This window comes from Paracoccus sp. SY (genome assembly GCF_002901215.1).
GTDB classification, from domain to species: Bacteria; Pseudomonadota; Alphaproteobacteria; order Rhodobacterales; family Rhodobacteraceae; genus Paracoccus; species Paracoccus acridae.
The window spans coordinates 69178-83561 of sequence record NZ_NWMQ01000014.1; the positions used below are offsets into that span (position 1 = coordinate 69178).

The 14384-nt window shown below is 65.8% G+C and carries 20 protein-coding genes and 1 tRNA gene; 11 read left to right on the forward strand and 10 right to left on the reverse strand.

All coding sequences use genetic code 11. The features are described from left to right. Positions 1–103: 103 nt before the first annotated feature. From CK944_RS12525 to CK944_RS12565, 10 genes are all read right to left on the reverse strand, one after another. The gene (locus tag CK944_RS12525) at positions 104–1474 is read right to left on the reverse strand and encodes a glutamate--cysteine ligase (protein WP_103173396.1); all 1371 of its coding nucleotides are present in this window, start codon (positions 1472–1474) and stop codon (positions 104–106) included. Between the two features lie 68 nt (positions 1475–1542). Further along, a complete protein-coding gene (locus CK944_RS12530) occupies positions 1543–2049 on the reverse strand; it encodes a hypothetical protein (RefSeq protein ID WP_103173397.1) in 507 nt (168 codons plus the stop codon). Positions 2050–2088: 39 nt separating this feature from the next. Next, positions 2089–2523, reverse strand: a complete 435-nt coding sequence (locus CK944_RS12535) for a molybdenum cofactor biosynthesis protein MoaE (protein WP_103173398.1) — start codon at positions 2521–2523, stop codon at positions 2089–2091. A gap of 3 nt (positions 2524–2526) precedes the next feature. Further along, positions 2527–2778: a molybdopterin converting factor subunit 1 gene (gene moaD / locus CK944_RS12540; RefSeq protein ID WP_103173399.1), complete on the reverse strand. Its 252-nt coding sequence runs from the start codon at positions 2776–2778 to the stop codon at positions 2527–2529. Next, on the reverse strand, positions 2768–3400 hold the full coding sequence (gene pgsA, locus CK944_RS12545; protein ID WP_103173400.1) for a CDP-diacylglycerol--glycerol-3-phosphate 3-phosphatidyltransferase: 633 nt from the start codon (positions 3398–3400) through the stop codon (positions 2768–2770). The genes moaD and pgsA overlap by 11 nt, the downstream gene beginning before the upstream one ends. An 81-nt stretch (positions 3401–3481) precedes the next feature. Continuing rightward, positions 3482–3850, reverse strand: coding sequence for a hypothetical protein (locus CK944_RS12550; protein WP_103173401.1), 369 nt, complete (start codon positions 3848–3850; stop codon positions 3482–3484). Between the two features lie 226 nt (positions 3851–4076). After that, positions 4077–5939, reverse strand: coding sequence for an excinuclease ABC subunit UvrC (gene uvrC / locus CK944_RS12555; protein WP_103173425.1), 1863 nt, complete (start codon positions 5937–5939; stop codon positions 4077–4079). Positions 5940–6221: 282 nt separating this feature from the next. Then, complete coding sequence (locus CK944_RS24200) at positions 6222–6350, reverse strand: hypothetical protein (protein ID WP_256388126.1); 129 nt, start codon at positions 6348–6350, stop codon at positions 6222–6224. After that, positions 6347–7156 carry a S49 family peptidase gene (locus CK944_RS12560; RefSeq protein WP_103173402.1) on the reverse strand — a complete coding sequence of 270 codons (810 nt, stop codon included), beginning with the start codon at positions 7154–7156 and terminating at the stop codon, positions 6347–6349. Before CK944_RS12560 ends, CK944_RS24200 begins: the two co-directional genes overlap by 4 nt. A gap of 38 nt (positions 7157–7194) precedes the next feature. Beyond that, positions 7195–8214 carry a LacI family DNA-binding transcriptional regulator gene (locus tag CK944_RS12565; protein WP_103173403.1) on the reverse strand — a complete coding sequence of 340 codons (1020 nt, stop codon included), beginning with the start codon at positions 8212–8214 and terminating at the stop codon, positions 7195–7197. Positions 8215–8312: 98 nt separating this feature from the next. Here CK944_RS12565 and CK944_RS12570 point away from each other — a divergent pair. From CK944_RS12570 to CK944_RS12625, 11 genes are all read left to right on the forward strand, one after another. Further along, a tRNA-Arg gene (locus tag CK944_RS12570) sits at positions 8313–8389 on the forward strand. A 550-nt stretch (positions 8390–8939) separates the two neighbouring features. Then, entirely contained in the window at positions 8940–9326 is a 387-nt protein-coding gene (locus CK944_RS12580) for a FlgB family protein (protein WP_103173405.1), read from the forward strand. Further along, entirely contained in the window at positions 9326–9718 is a 393-nt protein-coding gene (flgC, locus tag CK944_RS12585; protein ID WP_103173406.1) for a flagellar basal body rod protein FlgC, read from the forward strand. Before CK944_RS12580 ends, flgC begins: the two co-directional genes overlap by 1 nt. A gap of 11 nt (positions 9719–9729) precedes the next feature. Continuing rightward, positions 9730–10014, forward strand: a complete 285-nt coding sequence (gene fliE, locus CK944_RS12590) for a flagellar hook-basal body complex protein FliE (RefSeq protein ID WP_103173407.1) — start codon at positions 9730–9732, stop codon at positions 10012–10014. A gap of 3 nt (positions 10015–10017) precedes the next feature. Continuing rightward, a complete protein-coding gene (locus CK944_RS12595) occupies positions 10018–10284 on the forward strand; it encodes a flagellar biosynthetic protein FliQ (RefSeq protein ID WP_103173408.1) in 267 nt (88 codons plus the stop codon). Between the two features lie 2 nt (positions 10285–10286). Beyond that, the gene (locus CK944_RS12600) at positions 10287–11003 is read left to right on the forward strand and encodes a flagellar hook-basal body complex protein (RefSeq protein ID WP_103173409.1); all 717 of its coding nucleotides are present in this window, start codon (positions 10287–10289) and stop codon (positions 11001–11003) included. 11 nt (positions 11004–11014) lie between these two features. Further along, on the forward strand, positions 11015–11800 hold the full coding sequence (flgG, locus tag CK944_RS12605) for a flagellar basal-body rod protein FlgG (RefSeq protein ID WP_103173410.1): 786 nt from the start codon (positions 11015–11017) through the stop codon (positions 11798–11800). Beyond that, entirely contained in the window at positions 11800–12213 is a 414-nt protein-coding gene (gene flgA, locus CK944_RS12610) for a flagellar basal body P-ring formation chaperone FlgA (protein ID WP_103173411.1), read from the forward strand. Before flgG ends, flgA begins: the two co-directional genes overlap by 1 nt. A gap of 9 nt (positions 12214–12222) precedes the next feature. Further along, positions 12223–12948: a flagellar basal body L-ring protein FlgH gene (gene flgH, locus CK944_RS12615; RefSeq protein ID WP_103173412.1), complete on the forward strand. Its 726-nt coding sequence runs from the start codon at positions 12223–12225 to the stop codon at positions 12946–12948. 11 nt (positions 12949–12959) lie between these two features. Next, positions 12960–13550 (forward strand): hypothetical protein, encoded by a 591-nt coding sequence (locus CK944_RS12620; RefSeq protein WP_103173413.1) that lies wholly within the window; start codon positions 12960–12962, stop codon positions 13548–13550. A 61-nt stretch (positions 13551–13611) separates the two neighbouring features. Then, positions 13612–14384: glycosyltransferase family 2 protein (locus tag CK944_RS12625; RefSeq protein WP_103173414.1), on the forward strand; the 773-nt coding region annotated here is incomplete at its 3' end.

A 14384-nucleotide genomic window follows, 5' to 3' on the forward strand; every position in this document is an offset into this window, starting at 1 on the left:
CAACAGTTTCCTTCGACCTCTACGGCGGCGGCAAGCAGGCGGATGGGCATTGGCAGGCCCGCTGCTGGGCCTGATAGGACGGTTCTGACCCGGCCTGCCCCGGTCAATAGGAATATTCGCGATAGATCGGCGTCAGGTCGCCGTTCCATTCGCCGTTAAACTTTTCCAGCAGTTCGTCGGCCGGCACCTTGCCGCTGTCCAGGCTTTCCTTCAGCGCGTTCAGGAAATGCGTCTCGTCCGGGACAAGGCCGCCCGCACCGGGACGGGCGCGGTTGTTCAGGCCCTGTTCGGCGATCGCCACGACCTCGCGCGCCAGATCCTGCATGTGGATGCCGTTCACGCTGGCCTGCAGCCCGTGGATCCCGGCCTGTTGACGCAGCCCCTCGCGGGTCTCGTCGTCCCAGTCCTTGACCAGATCCCAGGCGGCATCCAGCGACGACTGGTCATAGATCAGCCCGACCCACAGGGCGGGCAGCGCGCAAAGGCGCCGCCAGGGGCCGCCGTCGGCGCCGCGCATCTCGATGTATTTCTTGACGCGGGCCTCGGGGAAGACGGTGGTCATGTGGTCGGCCCAGTCCGACAGGGTGGGCACCTCGCCCGGCAGGGCGGGCAGGCGGCCGTCCAGGAAATCGCGGAACGACTGGCCCAGGGCGTCGATATACTTGCCGTCGCGATAAACGAAATACATTGGCACGTTCAGGACGTAATCCACCCAGGCGTCATAGCCGAAGCCGTCCTGGAAGACGAAAGGCAGCATCCCGGTGCGGGCATTGTCCAGGTTCTGCCAGATATGGGCGCGCCAGCTTTTCCAGCCATTGGGCTTGCCGTCGAGGAAAGGGGAATTCGCGAACAGCGCATTGGCGACGGGCTGCAAAGACAGCGCCACCCGCATCTTCTGGACCATGTCGGCTTCCGACGCGAAGTCCAGGTTCACCTGCACCGTGCAGGTGCGATACATCATCTGCTTGCCCAGCGTGCCCACGCGGTCCATGTAGTCGGTCATCAGCCGATAGCGCCCCTTGGGCATCATCGGCATGTCGTCCTGGCCCCAGACCGGCGCCGCGCCAAGGCCGATGAAGCCCGCGCCGATGCGGTCGGCGATTTCCTTCACCTCGGCCAGGTGCTGGTTCACCTCGTCGCAGGTCTGGTGGATGGTTTCCAGGGGCGCGCCCGACAGTTCCAGCTGGCCGCCCGGCTCCAGGCTGATATTGGCGCCGTCGCGTTCCAGGCCGATCAGCTTGTCCTGTTCCATGACCGGGTTCCAGCCGAAGCGTTCCTGCAGGCCCGACAGCATGGCATGGACCGAACAGGCGCCCTCGTAGGGCAAGGGCATCAGGCTGGCCTTGTCATAGCCGAACTTCTCGTGCTCGGTCCCGATGCGCCAGGCGTCGCGGGGCTTTTCGCCGCTGGCGATATAGGCTGCAAGCTGGTCGCGGCTTTCGATCGGGCCTCCGCCCTGTTGTGGAATCGACATGAAACAGAGGCCTTTCTGGGTTCTTGCCGGTCACAGGTGACGTGACGCGGGGGCCAAGTCAACCCGCCTCAACCCGGTCTCCGCCAAACGGTGCGGACGGCGTCGCGCTGATCGGCGACATGGGCGAGAGCCGTCGATACGGCCCCCATGTCCAGGCCCGGCAGGGCCGTGAAGGCATGGGCCAGGGCATCCGCGCCTGCGGCATCGACGGGAACCAGAAGCGCCTCTCCGCTGGTGCTGCGCAGCCGCCAGTGACCCCTGCCCTTCAGGCGCAGCAAGCGGATTTCGACGAGGTCGCGCAGGGCGATCTCTCCTCCCAGCACGGCGGCGCCGTAATAGCGGATGGCGCCTTCGTCCACCTCGACCACGCCGGGGGCGGTGATGCCGCGTCGGAATGGCAGGCGGCGGATGGCGCCCAGCAGCAGCGACAGGCCGACCAGCAGCACCAGGGCCCCAATCGCGGCGAAGAACCAGCCGCCGCGCAGGGCCAGCCACAGCCCCGCCAGCAGGATGGCGGCGGCGACCAGGGATTCGGACCGGGCGGCAAGCCAGGCGCGCAGGTCAGGCCGGATCATGGACGGCGGCCGGGCATGGGTATTTGGGCAACGAAGAAGCTACCATCGCGCCAGGGCGTCTTCGTCGCTGGCCTTGGCATCGACCCAGGCGGCGGCGCCATCATGGCCGATTTCTCGCTTCCAGAACGGGGCGCGGGATTTCAGCCAGTCCATCAGGTAATCGGCCCCCTGGAAGGCGGCGTGGCGGTGACGGGCGGCCGTGGCGACCATCATGATCGGCTCGCCCACGGCAAGGCGGCCATGACGGTGGACGATGCGCCAGTCGGTCAGGGCAAAGCGGATGGCGGCTTCGCTGCCGTAATCGGACAGCGCGCGTTCGGTCATGCCGGGGTAATGCTCGATCTCCAACGCGGCCATGGCGCCGGTGTCGTCGCGTACCACGCCGGTGAAGGTGACGATGGCCCCCGCGCCCGCACCGAAGCCCGCCAGTTCGGCGGCAAGGTCGAAGGGCGCGGTCTGGACGCGGGCCGACATGGATCAGCCGCCGGTCATAGGCGGGAAGAAGGCGACCTCTCGGGCGCCTGCAAGCGGCGCGTCCAGGCCGGCAAGCTGCTGGTCCACGGCGCAGCGCACGGCGGCCAGGTCGGCGAAGGCGGCCGCGTGCCAGTCGTCCCGCGCGGCCAGATCGGCGATCAGGTCGCGGACGGTGGCGGCGTCGGTTTCGATCCGTTCGCGCGGCTGGCCGATGCGTTCGCGCAGCCAGGCGAAATACAGCACGTCAAGCGTCATGGCCAGGTTCGCGCAGATAGGGGCGCGCCTTCACGAAATAATCCCACCCGGTCCAGGCCGTCAGGACCGCCGCGATCCAGACCAGCAGCAGGCCGACCTGCGTCGCCAGATCCGCCCAGGACAGGGAAAACGGCAAGCCCGGTTCGCCCACGCGGGGCGGGCGGCCGTGTTCGACATAGGCCAGGCCGGTGCCCAGGAACAGGACCGAGATGGCGACCATCTGCGTGGTGGTCTTCCACTTGGCAAGCTTGGTGACCTTCAGCAGCCGCGCATTCGATCCCAGGAATTCGCGCAGGCCGGACACGAAGACCTCGCGGAACAGGATCAGGGTGGCGGGCAGGATCAGCCAGGGGTTCATGCCGGAATAGCCCGTGATGACGACGATCGCGATCACCACCATGGCCTTGTCGGCGATCGGGTCCATGGCGGCGCCGAAGCGGCTTTCCTGCTGCCAGCTGCGTGCAAGATAGCCGTCGATCCAGTCCGTCACGGCCGCGATCAGGAACAGCGCCAGTGCCGCCCAGTCGGCCCAGGGGCGACTGAAATACAGAAACATCAGCGGCACGGCGGGGGCCGCGATCAGCCGAAGCAGGGTCAGGATATTGGGGACGGTCCAGCGCATAGGGGCAAGCTAGTCCGTGGCGCGGGACTTTGAAAGGGGCGGCGCATCGAAATGCGCCGCGCCCCCGGATTGCGGCCCGGTTCAGCCGATCGCGCCCTCGAACAGGGGATAGGCGCGGCCCGCGATGGTCAGGTGGACGGCCTTGATGCGCTGTTCGCCAAAGCGGCGGGTGCGGTGGCCGATGACGCGGATCGGATCGCCGGGGATCGCCACGGCCTTGGTCAGGCCGATTTCGGCATTCCTTGCGCGGCAGGCCAGCTCGACCGTCCAGTTGCGGCCCTCGGCGTCGCTGACGCACAACACCGGATCGCTGCCATTGCTGTTGTTGTCGGTCACGATCCCGGTCAGTTCCGTCAGATGCGGCTTGAATTCATCCCCCCGAGTGGATTTGGGCAGGCCGGCAGGCAGGAACCGCGGGGCAAGGATGCCGGGTTCGGGCAAACGGGTCATGATAGCCTCTTTCTCAGGTTGAGAGGGGCAACCATAACGCGATCAGGGCTGAAGCCTGCGGTGGGATGATACCGCAAACGTCTTTGGCAGGCGAATGGCCCGGCCGGGCCAGTCCCGGTGAGAACGCAAGTCTTTGTTATTCCAGAATATTGCCAGAGATCGCGCCGGCTTCACGTTTCCTTTTCCCCCGAGGCCGCGAAGTTTGGAACATCCTTCCCCGCGCCGGTCAGCCCCGCGCGTTGAAATGGTCGTGAACCTTCTGCGCCATCGCCGCCGAGATCCCCTCGACCGCCTGCAGATCCGCAAGGCCCGCCCGGCTGACCGCCTTGGCGCTGCCGAAATGGGCCAGAAGCGCGCGCTTGCGGGCGGCGCCGATGCCCGCGATTTCATCCAGGGGATTGGCCATGACCGACTTGGCGCGCTTGGCGCGGTGGGTGCCGATGGCCCAGCGATGCGCCTCGTCCCGCAGGCGCTGGATGAAATACAGAACCGGGTCGTTCATGCGCAGCGCAAAGGGCGCGCGGCCGGGGCGGTGGAATTCCTCTTTCCCCTGGTCGCGGTCGATGCCCTTCGCGACGCCGACGATGGGAATGTCCTCGACCCCCAGATCGGCCAGGATTCCGTCCACGGCGGATACCTGCCCCGCGCCCCCGTCGATCAGCAGCAGGTCGGGCCAGGCTTCCGTCTGGCGGTCGGGGTCTTCCTTCAGCAGGCGGGTGAAGCGGCGGGACAGGACTTCCTTCATCATGCCGAAATCGTCGCCCGGCGTGATCTCGGTCCCCTTGATGTTGAACTTGCGATACTGGCTCTTGATGAAGCCTTCCGGCCCGGCCACGATCATGCCGCCCACGGCATTCGTGCCCATGATGTGGCTGTTGTCGTAAACCTCGATCCGCCGGGGGGCGGCGGGCAGGTCGAATGCCTCGGAGACGCCCTCCAGCAGGCGCAGTTGCGTGGCGCTTTCGGACATGCGGCGCGCCAGGCTTTCGCGAGCGTTGCGCAGGGCGTTTTCCACCAGATCGAACTTCTCTCCGCGCTGCGGGACGCCGATGACGATGCGGCGGGCGGCCCGTTCGGACAGCACCTGCTGCGTCAGGTCGGGTTCGTCCGGCGCGTGCGACAGCAGGACCATCCGGGGCGGCGGCTTGTCGTCATAGAATTGCAAAAGGAAGGCCTGCATCACCTCGGCAGGCGATTCCACTCCGCCCAGGCGCGGATAGAAGTCGCGGTTGCCCCAGCTTTGATTGCCGCGGATGAAGAAGACCTGCACGCAGGCCTGACCGCTTTCCATGTGTAGGGCGACGATGTCGGCCTCGGCCACGCGCTTGGGGTTGATGGCCTGGACCGATTGCACGGCGGTCAGCGCCTTGATCCGGTCGCGCAGGGCGGCGGCGCGTTCGTATTCCATGTTCTCGGCCGCCTCGGCCATGTCGCGGGCCAGGTTCGCCTGGATCACGGTGGTCTTGCCCTGCAGGAAGCGTTCGGCATCCGACACAAGCGCGCCGTAATCCGTTTCCGAAATCCGGCCGACACAGGGCGCGCTGCAGCGCTTGATCTGGAACAGCAGGCAGGGGCGCGTGCGCGATTCGAAGGTCGCGTCCGTGCAGTTGCGCAGCAAAAACACCCGCTGCAACTGGGTCAGCGTGCGGTTCACGGCCCCCGCGCTGGCGAAGGGGCCATAGTAATCGCCCTTTTCCGACTTCGCCCCGCGATGCTTCTTGATCTGCGGATAGGCATGGGATTTTGCGACCAGGATGTTCGGGAATGACTTGTCGTCGCGCAAGAGCACGTTGTAGCGCGGCTTCAACTGCTTGATCAGGTTCTGTTCCAGCAGCAGCGCCTCGGTCTCGGTGCGCGTGGTCAGGAACATCATGCTGGCCGTTTCGCGGATCATCCGCGCGATCCGGGCCGAATGGCCCGAGGGCCGGGCATAGTTCGACACCCGCGCCTTCAGGTCGCGCGCCTTGCCGACGTAAAGGACCGCCCCCTGCGCATCCAGCATGCGATAGACGCCGGGGCTGCGGTCAAGCTGGCGCAGATAGTCCTGGATCAGCGCGTGGCCGGTCTTGGGGGTCGTGTCCTGGGTCATGTCCGTCAGAGTGGTGATTCCCGTCGCGGGCTGCAAGTTCGGGGCAAGGATTACAAGGTCAAAGCTGTCCACCGCCGCTGTGGATAACTCTGTGAGAGTCCTGTGAGGCAGGATGTTCCCAACCAGCAATCGTTACAGGATGATGACTTTGCCTGAAATTTAGGCAATATCTTAAGTTGCTGTTCTTGAAAGGAAATTTATTACAGCCAGCCGTGAGATGCGAAACTTGCGCAGTTTCAGGCGCTTGTTGAACGAATCTTACCTGAACGGGGACAAATCCGGTTACCTGCGGTTGCGACGGGACGGTGGGATACCCAGAAGACGGCGGATGCTGCGGCGAAAGGCCGGACCGCGTATCAGCGCCAGGGCAACCATCACCATCAGGAACAGGATGACGATGCGGACACTCATCCCCCGGCACCGAAGCGGGCAAAGGCCGCGCGTTCCTGGGCTGCGTCCAGCACCGTGCTGGCCGACAGCCCCAGCCTGCGGAACAGCGACTGGCGCGGGGCATGGACGACAAAGCGCGTCTTGTCGCCGTAAAGCGCCTTCATCTGCGGCACCAGGTGGCCGATGCCGTCGGCAAGCCCCAAGGCCACGGACTGCCGCCCGGCCCAGAATTCGCCGGTGAACAGATCGCGGTCGGCAGCCAGCCGGTCCCCCCGACAGGCCGTCACATGATCCTTGAAGGCCTGGTGGATCGGCTCCAACACGTTGTGCAGGCGCTCCACATCCTCGGGACGTTCGGGGCGGAAGGGATCCAGCGTGGATTTCGACCGCCCCGCCGTATGCACGCGGCGCTCGATCCCCCAGCGGGCGATCAGATCCTGGAAACCGAAGCCCGCCGAGATCACGCCGATCGACCCCAGGATCGAACTGTTATCGGCCCAGATACGGTCCGCCGCGCAGGCCAGCCAGTATCCGCCGGAGGCCGCCACATCCTCGACAAAGGCATGAACGGGGGTCTTCGTCTCGTCGGCCAGTCGCCGGATGCGGGCGGCGATCAGCGACGACTGCACCGGCGATCCGCCGGGCGAATTGATCGACAGCGCCACGGCGACGGGCTTGCCCTTGCGAAAGGCGCGTTCGATCACGGGCGCAAGCGCCGCGTCCGACAGGCCGCCGCCGCGCCCGGCCATGCCGATGGCGCCATGCAGGCGGATCACCGACACGCGGGGACCCTTGTTCGTCAAACGGTCAAGATAGGGAATACGCATGAGGCAAAGTTAATCACCCCAAGCCCCTGCCGCAAGCGTCAGCCATGACGGATCGTGTCACCGGGCAGGAAGGTGGGGGTCAGTGCGACGATCCGGTCTTCGGGGATGATGTCCTTGCCAGCGACCAGCCGGGCCGCGCGCCTGCCGATATCGACGCGCCTTGCATCGGTCGTGGCCAGGCGCACCGGCAGCCCGTCCAGCAGATCGACGCCGTTGAAGCCGGCAAGTCCGATGCGGCCCGGGATGTCGTATCCCTTGTCCAGGCAATGCAGCAGCCCCCCTGCCCCGATCATGTCGTTCGAGAAATAAAGGAAATCCAGGTCCGGCGCGCGGGTCAGGATTCGCTCGGTCAACTCGCGCCCCTTCAGCAGCGAGGATCCGCCCTGGTAATATTCGCGCGCCTCCAGCGCGACGCCCGCCTCGGCCAAGCCCTCCTCGAACCCCGCCAGGCGTTTTCGGGCGCGGTGATCCTCGGGCATGTGGGTGCCGACGAAGCCGATCCGGCGATAGCCCGCAGCCAGGATCCGGGCAGCCATTTCCCGCCCTGCGCGGCGATGGGAAATGCCCACGATGGTGTCGATGCCCTCGCCGTCGATATCCATGATCTCGACCACGGGGATTCCTGAATTCGCCAGCATCGCGCGCGATGCCTTGCTGTGTTCCAGCCCCGCCAGGATGACCCCGGACGGTCGCCAGGACAGCATGTCGTACAGCACCATCTCCTCTCGCGCGGGGGAATAATTGGTGACGCCGATCACGGGCTGCAGGCCGGTATCGTCCAGTTCCGCCGACACGCCCCCCAGCACATCGGGAAAGACCAGGTTCGACAGGGACGGGATCACCACCGCGACAAGGTTGACCCGCTGGCTGGCCAGCCCGCCCGCGATCTTGTTGGGGACATAGCCCAGCGTCTTGGCAGCGGTCAGCACCTTTTCCCGCGTGGCGGCGGACACATCGCCCCGGTTGCGCAAGACCCGGCTGACGGTCATTTCGGACACGCCGGATGCCTCGGACACGTCCCGAAGGGTCAAGGGGCGGCGGGGTCTGGGGACGTTCATCTGGCACCGGAAGATCAGGTCTTTGCCCGATGTTAGCGTTCGTCCGACCCCGCGACAACCTTGCCAAATGCCTTGTCACGGGTCAAAAGGGCAAAGGCGGCCCCGTGGCTCAACTGGATAGAGCAGCCCCCTCCTAAGGGGCAGGTTACAGGTTCAAGTCCTGTCGGGGTCACCAGATTTCAACAGCTTGGCTTCGCCCTTTCGTCCGCAAACCTCGGTCTGGGACAAAAGCCCTGACCGAATCCGAGGGGACTGTTCGCCGCTCGAAATCTTTCGTCGAGAGAACAGCCCAGCCCCAAAGCCACCCGGTCGTGAGGCATCAGCCTCCTCAATGCAAAGGAAGCTTTGGCGTCAGCGGCAACCTCATCGACGTCAGCACCCATCCCCGGTGCCGCGCTTCCAGACGCAAAGAGCGACTCAATGGTTCGCTGTGGGATCCACCGCTTCTCCAGGATGCCACCGGTCAGTGCAGCCCGTTTCACGCCAATCGTCTGGCACCAGCCGGTGACCGTCATCATCGGACGCCTCCTGGTTTCTTGATCGACAGGTCTTCCGCGCAGGACCGATCCAACCGACGATCTGAGGCACCTGGCCTTTTCCCGCAAGGATCGGCGCTCCGTCGATGCTCAGGCTCCATTGGCACATCGCGCCGAATTTCGGCCCTCTCAACCGTTTCTAAACGAATCGCGGTTAAGACCGGATTATCGCCAATGAGGAGAAGCCTCATGTTTGAAAAGATCGAAATGATGCGCATGGCCCGCGCCCTGGGTGCCCATGCCAGCGAACGGCATCTTGTCGTGGCCCGCAATGTGGCCAATGCCGATACACCCGGATTCAAGGCCAAGGATGTGGCGTCCTTCGCCGACAGCTATCGCAGCGCGGCGTTCTCCGCGATGCGAACCACGGACCCGCGCCATCTGGCCACGCCCGAATGGTCGCCCCTGACGCGCCAGACGCCCGTTGAAACCGGCGTGTCGCCCAACGGCAATTCCGTCGCGCTCGAGGAGGAGATGCTGAAGGCGGCCGAGGTCAAGCGCGGGCACGACCTGTCGCTTGGCATCTACAGCTCGGCGCTGGATCTGATGCGCACCAGCATCGGGCGGAGGGCGTGATGGACCGTCCCGTTTCCGCCCTGCACCTGGCCGCGTCCGGGATGCGCGCCCAAAGCGAACGCCTGCGCCACACGGCCGAAAACATCGCCAATGCCGACACGCCCGGCTATCGCCGCAAGCTTGTCACCTTCGAGGAGGCGACCCGCTTCGGCCGCCCGACCGGCGAGGTCGAGGCTTCGAAGCTGCGGCTCGACCGATCGGAACTGCCCCGCCTTTACGATCCCTCGCATCCCCTGGCGGACGAGGACGGCTATTACCTCGGCTCCAATGTCGATCTGGTGATCGAAATCGCGGATTCCCGCGAGGCGGGCCGCAGCTATGAGGCCAACCTGAAAATGTTCGAGCAGACGCGCCAGATGGGCGCGTCGCTTCTGGAACTTCTGCGCCGCTAGAAAGGTCGCCCATGTTCACCAGTTTGAATGCAGCCACTGCCTATTCCGCCGCCCGCACCGCCGTGGCGCCGGGCCAGCCCGGTCCCGCCGTCCAGGCGCTGTCGAACGCGGCCGAGGATTTCGCCGCCCAGATGGGCAAGGTGGACCAGGTTGCAACCGGCGCCATGACCGGCCAGGTGGAAACGCACCGCCTGGTCCAGACAATCGCCGAAGCCGAGGTCGCCTTGGAAACCGTTGTCGCCATCCGCGACAAGGTGGTCGAGGCCTATCAGGAAATCCTGCGGATGCCGGTGTGATCCATGGATGAAACGCTGCTGTTCGACATGCTGCGCCAGGCGCTGCTGATCGCGGTCCGCATCTCGGCACCGATGCTGGCGGTCGCGCTGATCGCGGGGGTCGTGATCGGGCTGTTCCAGGCGCTGACCTCGGTCCAGGAGATGACCCTGACCTTCGTGCCCAAGGTCGGGCTGATGCTGGCCGTCTTCTGGGTCACCATGAGCTTCATGACCACCGCGCTGTCCGATTTCTATCTCGGGCAGATCATTCCCCTGATCGCGGGAAGCTGACCATGGACAACGCGATCTATGCGACGCTGACCCGGCAGGCCGGGCTGATGGCGGAAATGCGGGTGGTGGCCAACAACATCGCCAACGCCAACACCACCGGCTTTCGCCGCGAGGGAGTGATCTTTGCCGAACACCTGTCCGCGCTCGACCGCAGCGGCGACACGCTGTCCATGGCCCATGCGCGCGGCAGGATGCTGGATCTGGACCAGGGCGTGCTGACCCAGACCAACGGCAACTATGACCTTGCCATCGAGGGCGAGGGCTTCTTCCTGGTGGAAACGCCCGAAGGCAACCGCCTGACCCGCGCGGGCGCCTTTCTTCCCTCTGCCGAGGGCGAGTTGATGACCGCCGACGGTTTCCGCCTGCTGGACGAGGGGATGGCACCGATCATCGTTCCCGCAGGCGCCAGCGAGGTCGCGGTCGGCGCTGACGGGACCTTGTCCGCGAACGGCGTGGCCTTCGGCAAGATCGGCGTCTTCGCCGCCCCCGAGGATGCGCAACTGACCCGTCAGGGCGGCACCACCTTCACGACCGACGCCGCGCCCGAACCCGTTGACGACGCCCGTATCCGCCAAGGCTTCCTGGAAGAATCGAACGTCGATTCCGTTTTCGAGATCACCCGCATGATCGAGGTCCAGCGTGCCTACGAACTGGGCCAATCCTTCCTTGACCGCGAAGATCAGCGCATCCGCAGCGCGATCTCCGGCATGACCCGCTGAAAGGACCATCCATGAGAGCCCTGCAGATCGCCGCAACCGGCATGAGCGCGCAGCAGACCCGTGTCGAGGTCATTTCGAACAACCTCGCCAACATGTCCACCACCGGCTACAACGCCCGGCGCGCGGAATTCGCCGACCTGCATTACCAGCAGGCCACCCGTCCCGGCACCGTGACCGCCGCCGACGGCACCGTCATTCCCGCAGGCGTGCAACTGGGCCTGGGGGTGCGCTCTACGGCGGTCAGCGTCAATCTGCAACAAGGCGCCTTGACCCAGACCGGGGGCGACCTGGACCTGGCCATCGACGGCGAGGGCTATATCGAGGTGACGCTGCCTTCCGGCCTTTCTGCCTATACCCGCGACGGCGGGTTGAAGCGGTCGCCCGACGGGTTGATCGTGACCTCGGACGGCTATCCGGTCGTGCCGGGCATCACCATCCCCGACGACGCGAGCACCATTTCCATCAACGCGGCGGGCGAGGTTTACGCCTATTTCAGCGACCAGGTCGAACCCGAACTGCTGGGTCAACTTACGCTGGCAGGCTTTTCCAATGAAAAGGGGCTCGAGGCGATCGGCTCGAACCTGTTCCTGGAAACCGCGGCATCCGGCACGCCCCAGGTGACGACGCCGGGGCAGGACGGCCTGGGCGCGCTGCGCCAGGGCTATCTGGAGGACAGCTCAGTCGATTCCGTGCGAGAGATCACCGAACTGATCAAGGCGCAGCGCGGATACGAACTGAACGCCAAGGTCATCACCGCCGCCGACCAGATGCTGGCGGCCACCACGCAGGTGCGCTGATGCGGTGGCTGGTTCTTCTTCTGGCCCTGGCGCCCCTGCCCGCATCCGCGGCGGTGCTGGCCGCCGCGCGAACCCTGCCCGCCGGAACTGTCATCACCGCCGCCGACATCCGCGCCATCGACGGCGACCGTCCCGGCCTTTCGGACCCGTCCCAGGCCATCGGGCTGCAGACCCGCATCACCATCCACGAAGGCCGCCCGCTGCAGGCGTCGCTCTTGCAGGCGCCCAGGCTGATCGGGCGCAACCAGATGCATTCGCTGGTCTTCCAGCGGGGTGCCCTGCGGATCGTCACCACCGCCCGGACGCTGTCGGACGGTGCGGCGGGCGACGTGATCCGCGTCATGAACCTTGAATCCCGCGCAACGATCAGCGCCGTCGTCCAGCCGGACGGCAGCCTTGTGGCGCTGAAGTAAGGAACACCGATGAAAACCATTCCCCTGCTCTGCCTCGTCCTGGCGGCTTCGGCCTGCGCGCGCGCCGATCACCTGGGAAAGCCGCCCAGCCTGACCTCTCCGCGCAACAGCGAAGAGTTCATCGCCATGACCAACCCGCCTTTGGAGATCCCCGTCGATTCCGGCCGCCCCGAGGCGGCAGCGTCGCTGTGGGCCGGGACCACCTCGTCCCTGATCAGCGACAGGCGGGCGGCGACGCGCGGCGACATCCTCACCGTAGTGATCGAGATCGACGACGAGGCGCAGATGACCAACACTTCGGGGCGCAGCCGCCAGTCCGGCGAAAGCGTGTCGATCCCGCAGATGATCGGCATCCCGCAGCGCCTGAACGAAAAACTGCCCGAAGGCGCCAGCTTCGACAACCTGGCCGAGGCCGAATCGTCCTCGACCTACAAGGGCAGCGGCAACATCAGCCGCCGCGACAAGCTGACCCTGCGGGTGGCCGCAACGGTGATCGACACCCTGCCCAACGGCACCCTTCAGATCGAGGGCACGCAGGAAGTCCGCGTGAACTATGAATTGCGCGAACTGACCGTCAGCGGCTTCGTTCGCCCCGCCGACATCGACCGCAGCAACGAGATCGCCTATGACCGCATCGCGGGCGCGCGCATCTCCTATGGCGGGCGCGGGCAGATCACCGATGTGCAGCAGCCCCGCTTTGGCCAGCAGATCGTCGATGTGATCCTGCCCTACTGAGGTATCCGCCGATGAAGAAGCTCTTGCCCCTTCTGATCCCCGTTCTGGCCCTGGTGGGCGGCGTCGCTGCCGGAGAGATGCTGCGCCCTGCCCAGGAAGCCGGTCATGCCGCAACCGGGGCGACGTCCGGCAATCACGGTGCGGCGGAAGACGCCGCCGCCCCCGACGGCCATGCCAAGCCGGCATCGGATCACCCGGCACCGCCACCCGCCGATGATCATGCCGCAGCCAGCGATCATGGCGGGGGCCAGGGCGCCCATGGGGAAACGGCCGCCCCTGCCGAGGGCTGGTTCACCTTCCCGAGCCAGTTCTTCGTGCCCTTGATGCGGAACGGGGACATGGGCGGGGTGATGATCCTGACCCTGACGATCGAGACGGGCGGCGCCGACCTGCCTGCCATGAAGCAGCAGGAACACCGGTTGCGGGACGCGCTGCTGCGCGAATTGCTGATCCATGCCAATACAGGCGGATTTGACGGCAACTTCACGTCCGAGGCCCGGCTGGCCCCCTTGCGCGAACGATTGCAGAAGGCGGCGCAGGCCAGCACCGACCTGTCCGTCAAGGCCGTGCTGATCGAGGATATCGCCCGGCAGGCGGGCTGACGGTTGCATCGGCGCGGGCGGCAGGGCAGAAACCGGCCCTGCCCGACCAAGGACACAGCCGGTGGATCGATCTGCCTTTCCAGCCCATGACCATTGCGTGACGATCCTTCTGGCCAGCTATCGCGGCGCATCCTTCATCGAAGCGCAACTGGATAGCATCGCCGCACAGACGCACCGGAACTGGCGGCTGATCGTCTCGGATGACGGATCGGATGACGGGACGCGCGACATTGCAGCAGATTTCGCGGCTAGGCGCCCTGCGGGGCAGGTTCGGATCATCGACGGACCGCGTCGGGGCGCCACCCAGAACTTCCTCCATCTGCTGTCGGCCACGACAGACGGCATGATCGCCTTCTGCGACCAGGACGATGTGTGGTTTCCCGACAAGCTGGCCCGCGCCGTGGCCGCGCTGTCACGACAGGACGGCCCCGCCCATTATGCGGCCCGCACGATCATCACCGATGCAGCCCTGGTTCCGACAGCCGAGTCCCGCCATTTCCGGCGGCCCCTGGGATTTCGCAATGCCTTGGTCCAGGCGATCATGGCGGGCAATACCTCGGTCTTCAATGCGCCCGCCGCCGCGATCCTGCGCCGCTGCGCCCCAGAGGCCCGGGCGCGGGATATCGAGTCGCATGACTGGTGGGCCTATCAGGTCACCTCGGGCGCCGGCGCGGCGTTGATCCATGATCCGCGACCAGCCTTGTTCTATCGCCAGCACGCCCACAGCGTGATAGGCCGCAACGATACGGCTGCCGCGATGTCGCAGCGGATCGCCATGCTTCTGGCAGGGGATTATGGTGGCTGGCTGGCTGCCAACCACGCGGCCCTGGATGC

Excerpts from the sequence above, each read along its gene's own strand:
- CK944_RS12525 (WP_103173396.1), bottom strand. The coding sequence starts at position 1,474 with ATGTCGATTCCACAACAGGGCGGAGGCCCGATCGAAAGCCGCGACCAG.
- CK944_RS12530 (WP_103173397.1), bottom strand. The coding sequence starts at position 2,049 with ATGATCCGGCCTGACCTGCGCGCCTGGCTTGCCGCCCGGTCCGAATCC.
- CK944_RS12535 (WP_103173398.1), bottom strand. The coding sequence starts at position 2,523 with ATGTCGGCCCGCGTCCAGACCGCGCCCTTCGACCTTGCCGCCGAACTG.
- moaD (WP_103173399.1), bottom strand. The coding sequence starts at position 2,778 with ATGACGCTTGACGTGCTGTATTTCGCCTGGCTGCGCGAACGCATCGGC.
- pgsA (WP_103173400.1), bottom strand. The coding sequence starts at position 3,400 with ATGCGCTGGACCGTCCCCAATATCCTGACCCTGCTTCGGCTGATCGCG.
- CK944_RS12550 (WP_103173401.1), bottom strand. The coding sequence starts at position 3,850 with ATGACCCGTTTGCCCGAACCCGGCATCCTTGCCCCGCGGTTCCTGCCT.
- uvrC (WP_103173425.1), bottom strand. The coding sequence starts at position 5,939 with ATGACCCAGGACACGACCCCCAAGACCGGCCACGCGCTGATCCAGGAC.
- CK944_RS24200 (WP_256388126.1), bottom strand. The coding sequence starts at position 6,350 with ATGAGTGTCCGCATCGTCATCCTGTTCCTGATGGTGATGGTTGCCCTG.
- CK944_RS12560 (WP_103173402.1), bottom strand. The coding sequence starts at position 7,156 with ATGCGTATTCCCTATCTTGACCGTTTGACGAACAAGGGTCCCCGCGTG.
- CK944_RS12565 (WP_103173403.1), bottom strand. The coding sequence starts at position 8,214 with ATGAACGTCCCCAGACCCCGCCGCCCCTTGACCCTTCGGGACGTGTCC.
- CK944_RS12580 (WP_103173405.1), top strand. The coding sequence starts at position 8,940 with ATGTTTGAAAAGATCGAAATGATGCGCATGGCCCGCGCCCTGGGTGCC.
- flgC (WP_103173406.1), top strand. The coding sequence starts at position 9,326 with ATGGACCGTCCCGTTTCCGCCCTGCACCTGGCCGCGTCCGGGATGCGC.
- fliE (WP_103173407.1), top strand. The coding sequence starts at position 9,730 with ATGTTCACCAGTTTGAATGCAGCCACTGCCTATTCCGCCGCCCGCACC.
- CK944_RS12595 (WP_103173408.1), top strand. The coding sequence starts at position 10,018 with ATGGATGAAACGCTGCTGTTCGACATGCTGCGCCAGGCGCTGCTGATC.
- CK944_RS12600 (WP_103173409.1), top strand. The coding sequence starts at position 10,287 with ATGGACAACGCGATCTATGCGACGCTGACCCGGCAGGCCGGGCTGATG.
- flgG (WP_103173410.1), top strand. The coding sequence starts at position 11,015 with ATGAGAGCCCTGCAGATCGCCGCAACCGGCATGAGCGCGCAGCAGACC.
- flgA (WP_103173411.1), top strand. The coding sequence starts at position 11,800 with ATGCGGTGGCTGGTTCTTCTTCTGGCCCTGGCGCCCCTGCCCGCATCC.
- flgH (WP_103173412.1), top strand. The coding sequence starts at position 12,223 with ATGAAAACCATTCCCCTGCTCTGCCTCGTCCTGGCGGCTTCGGCCTGC.
- CK944_RS12620 (WP_103173413.1), top strand. The coding sequence starts at position 12,960 with ATGAAGAAGCTCTTGCCCCTTCTGATCCCCGTTCTGGCCCTGGTGGGC.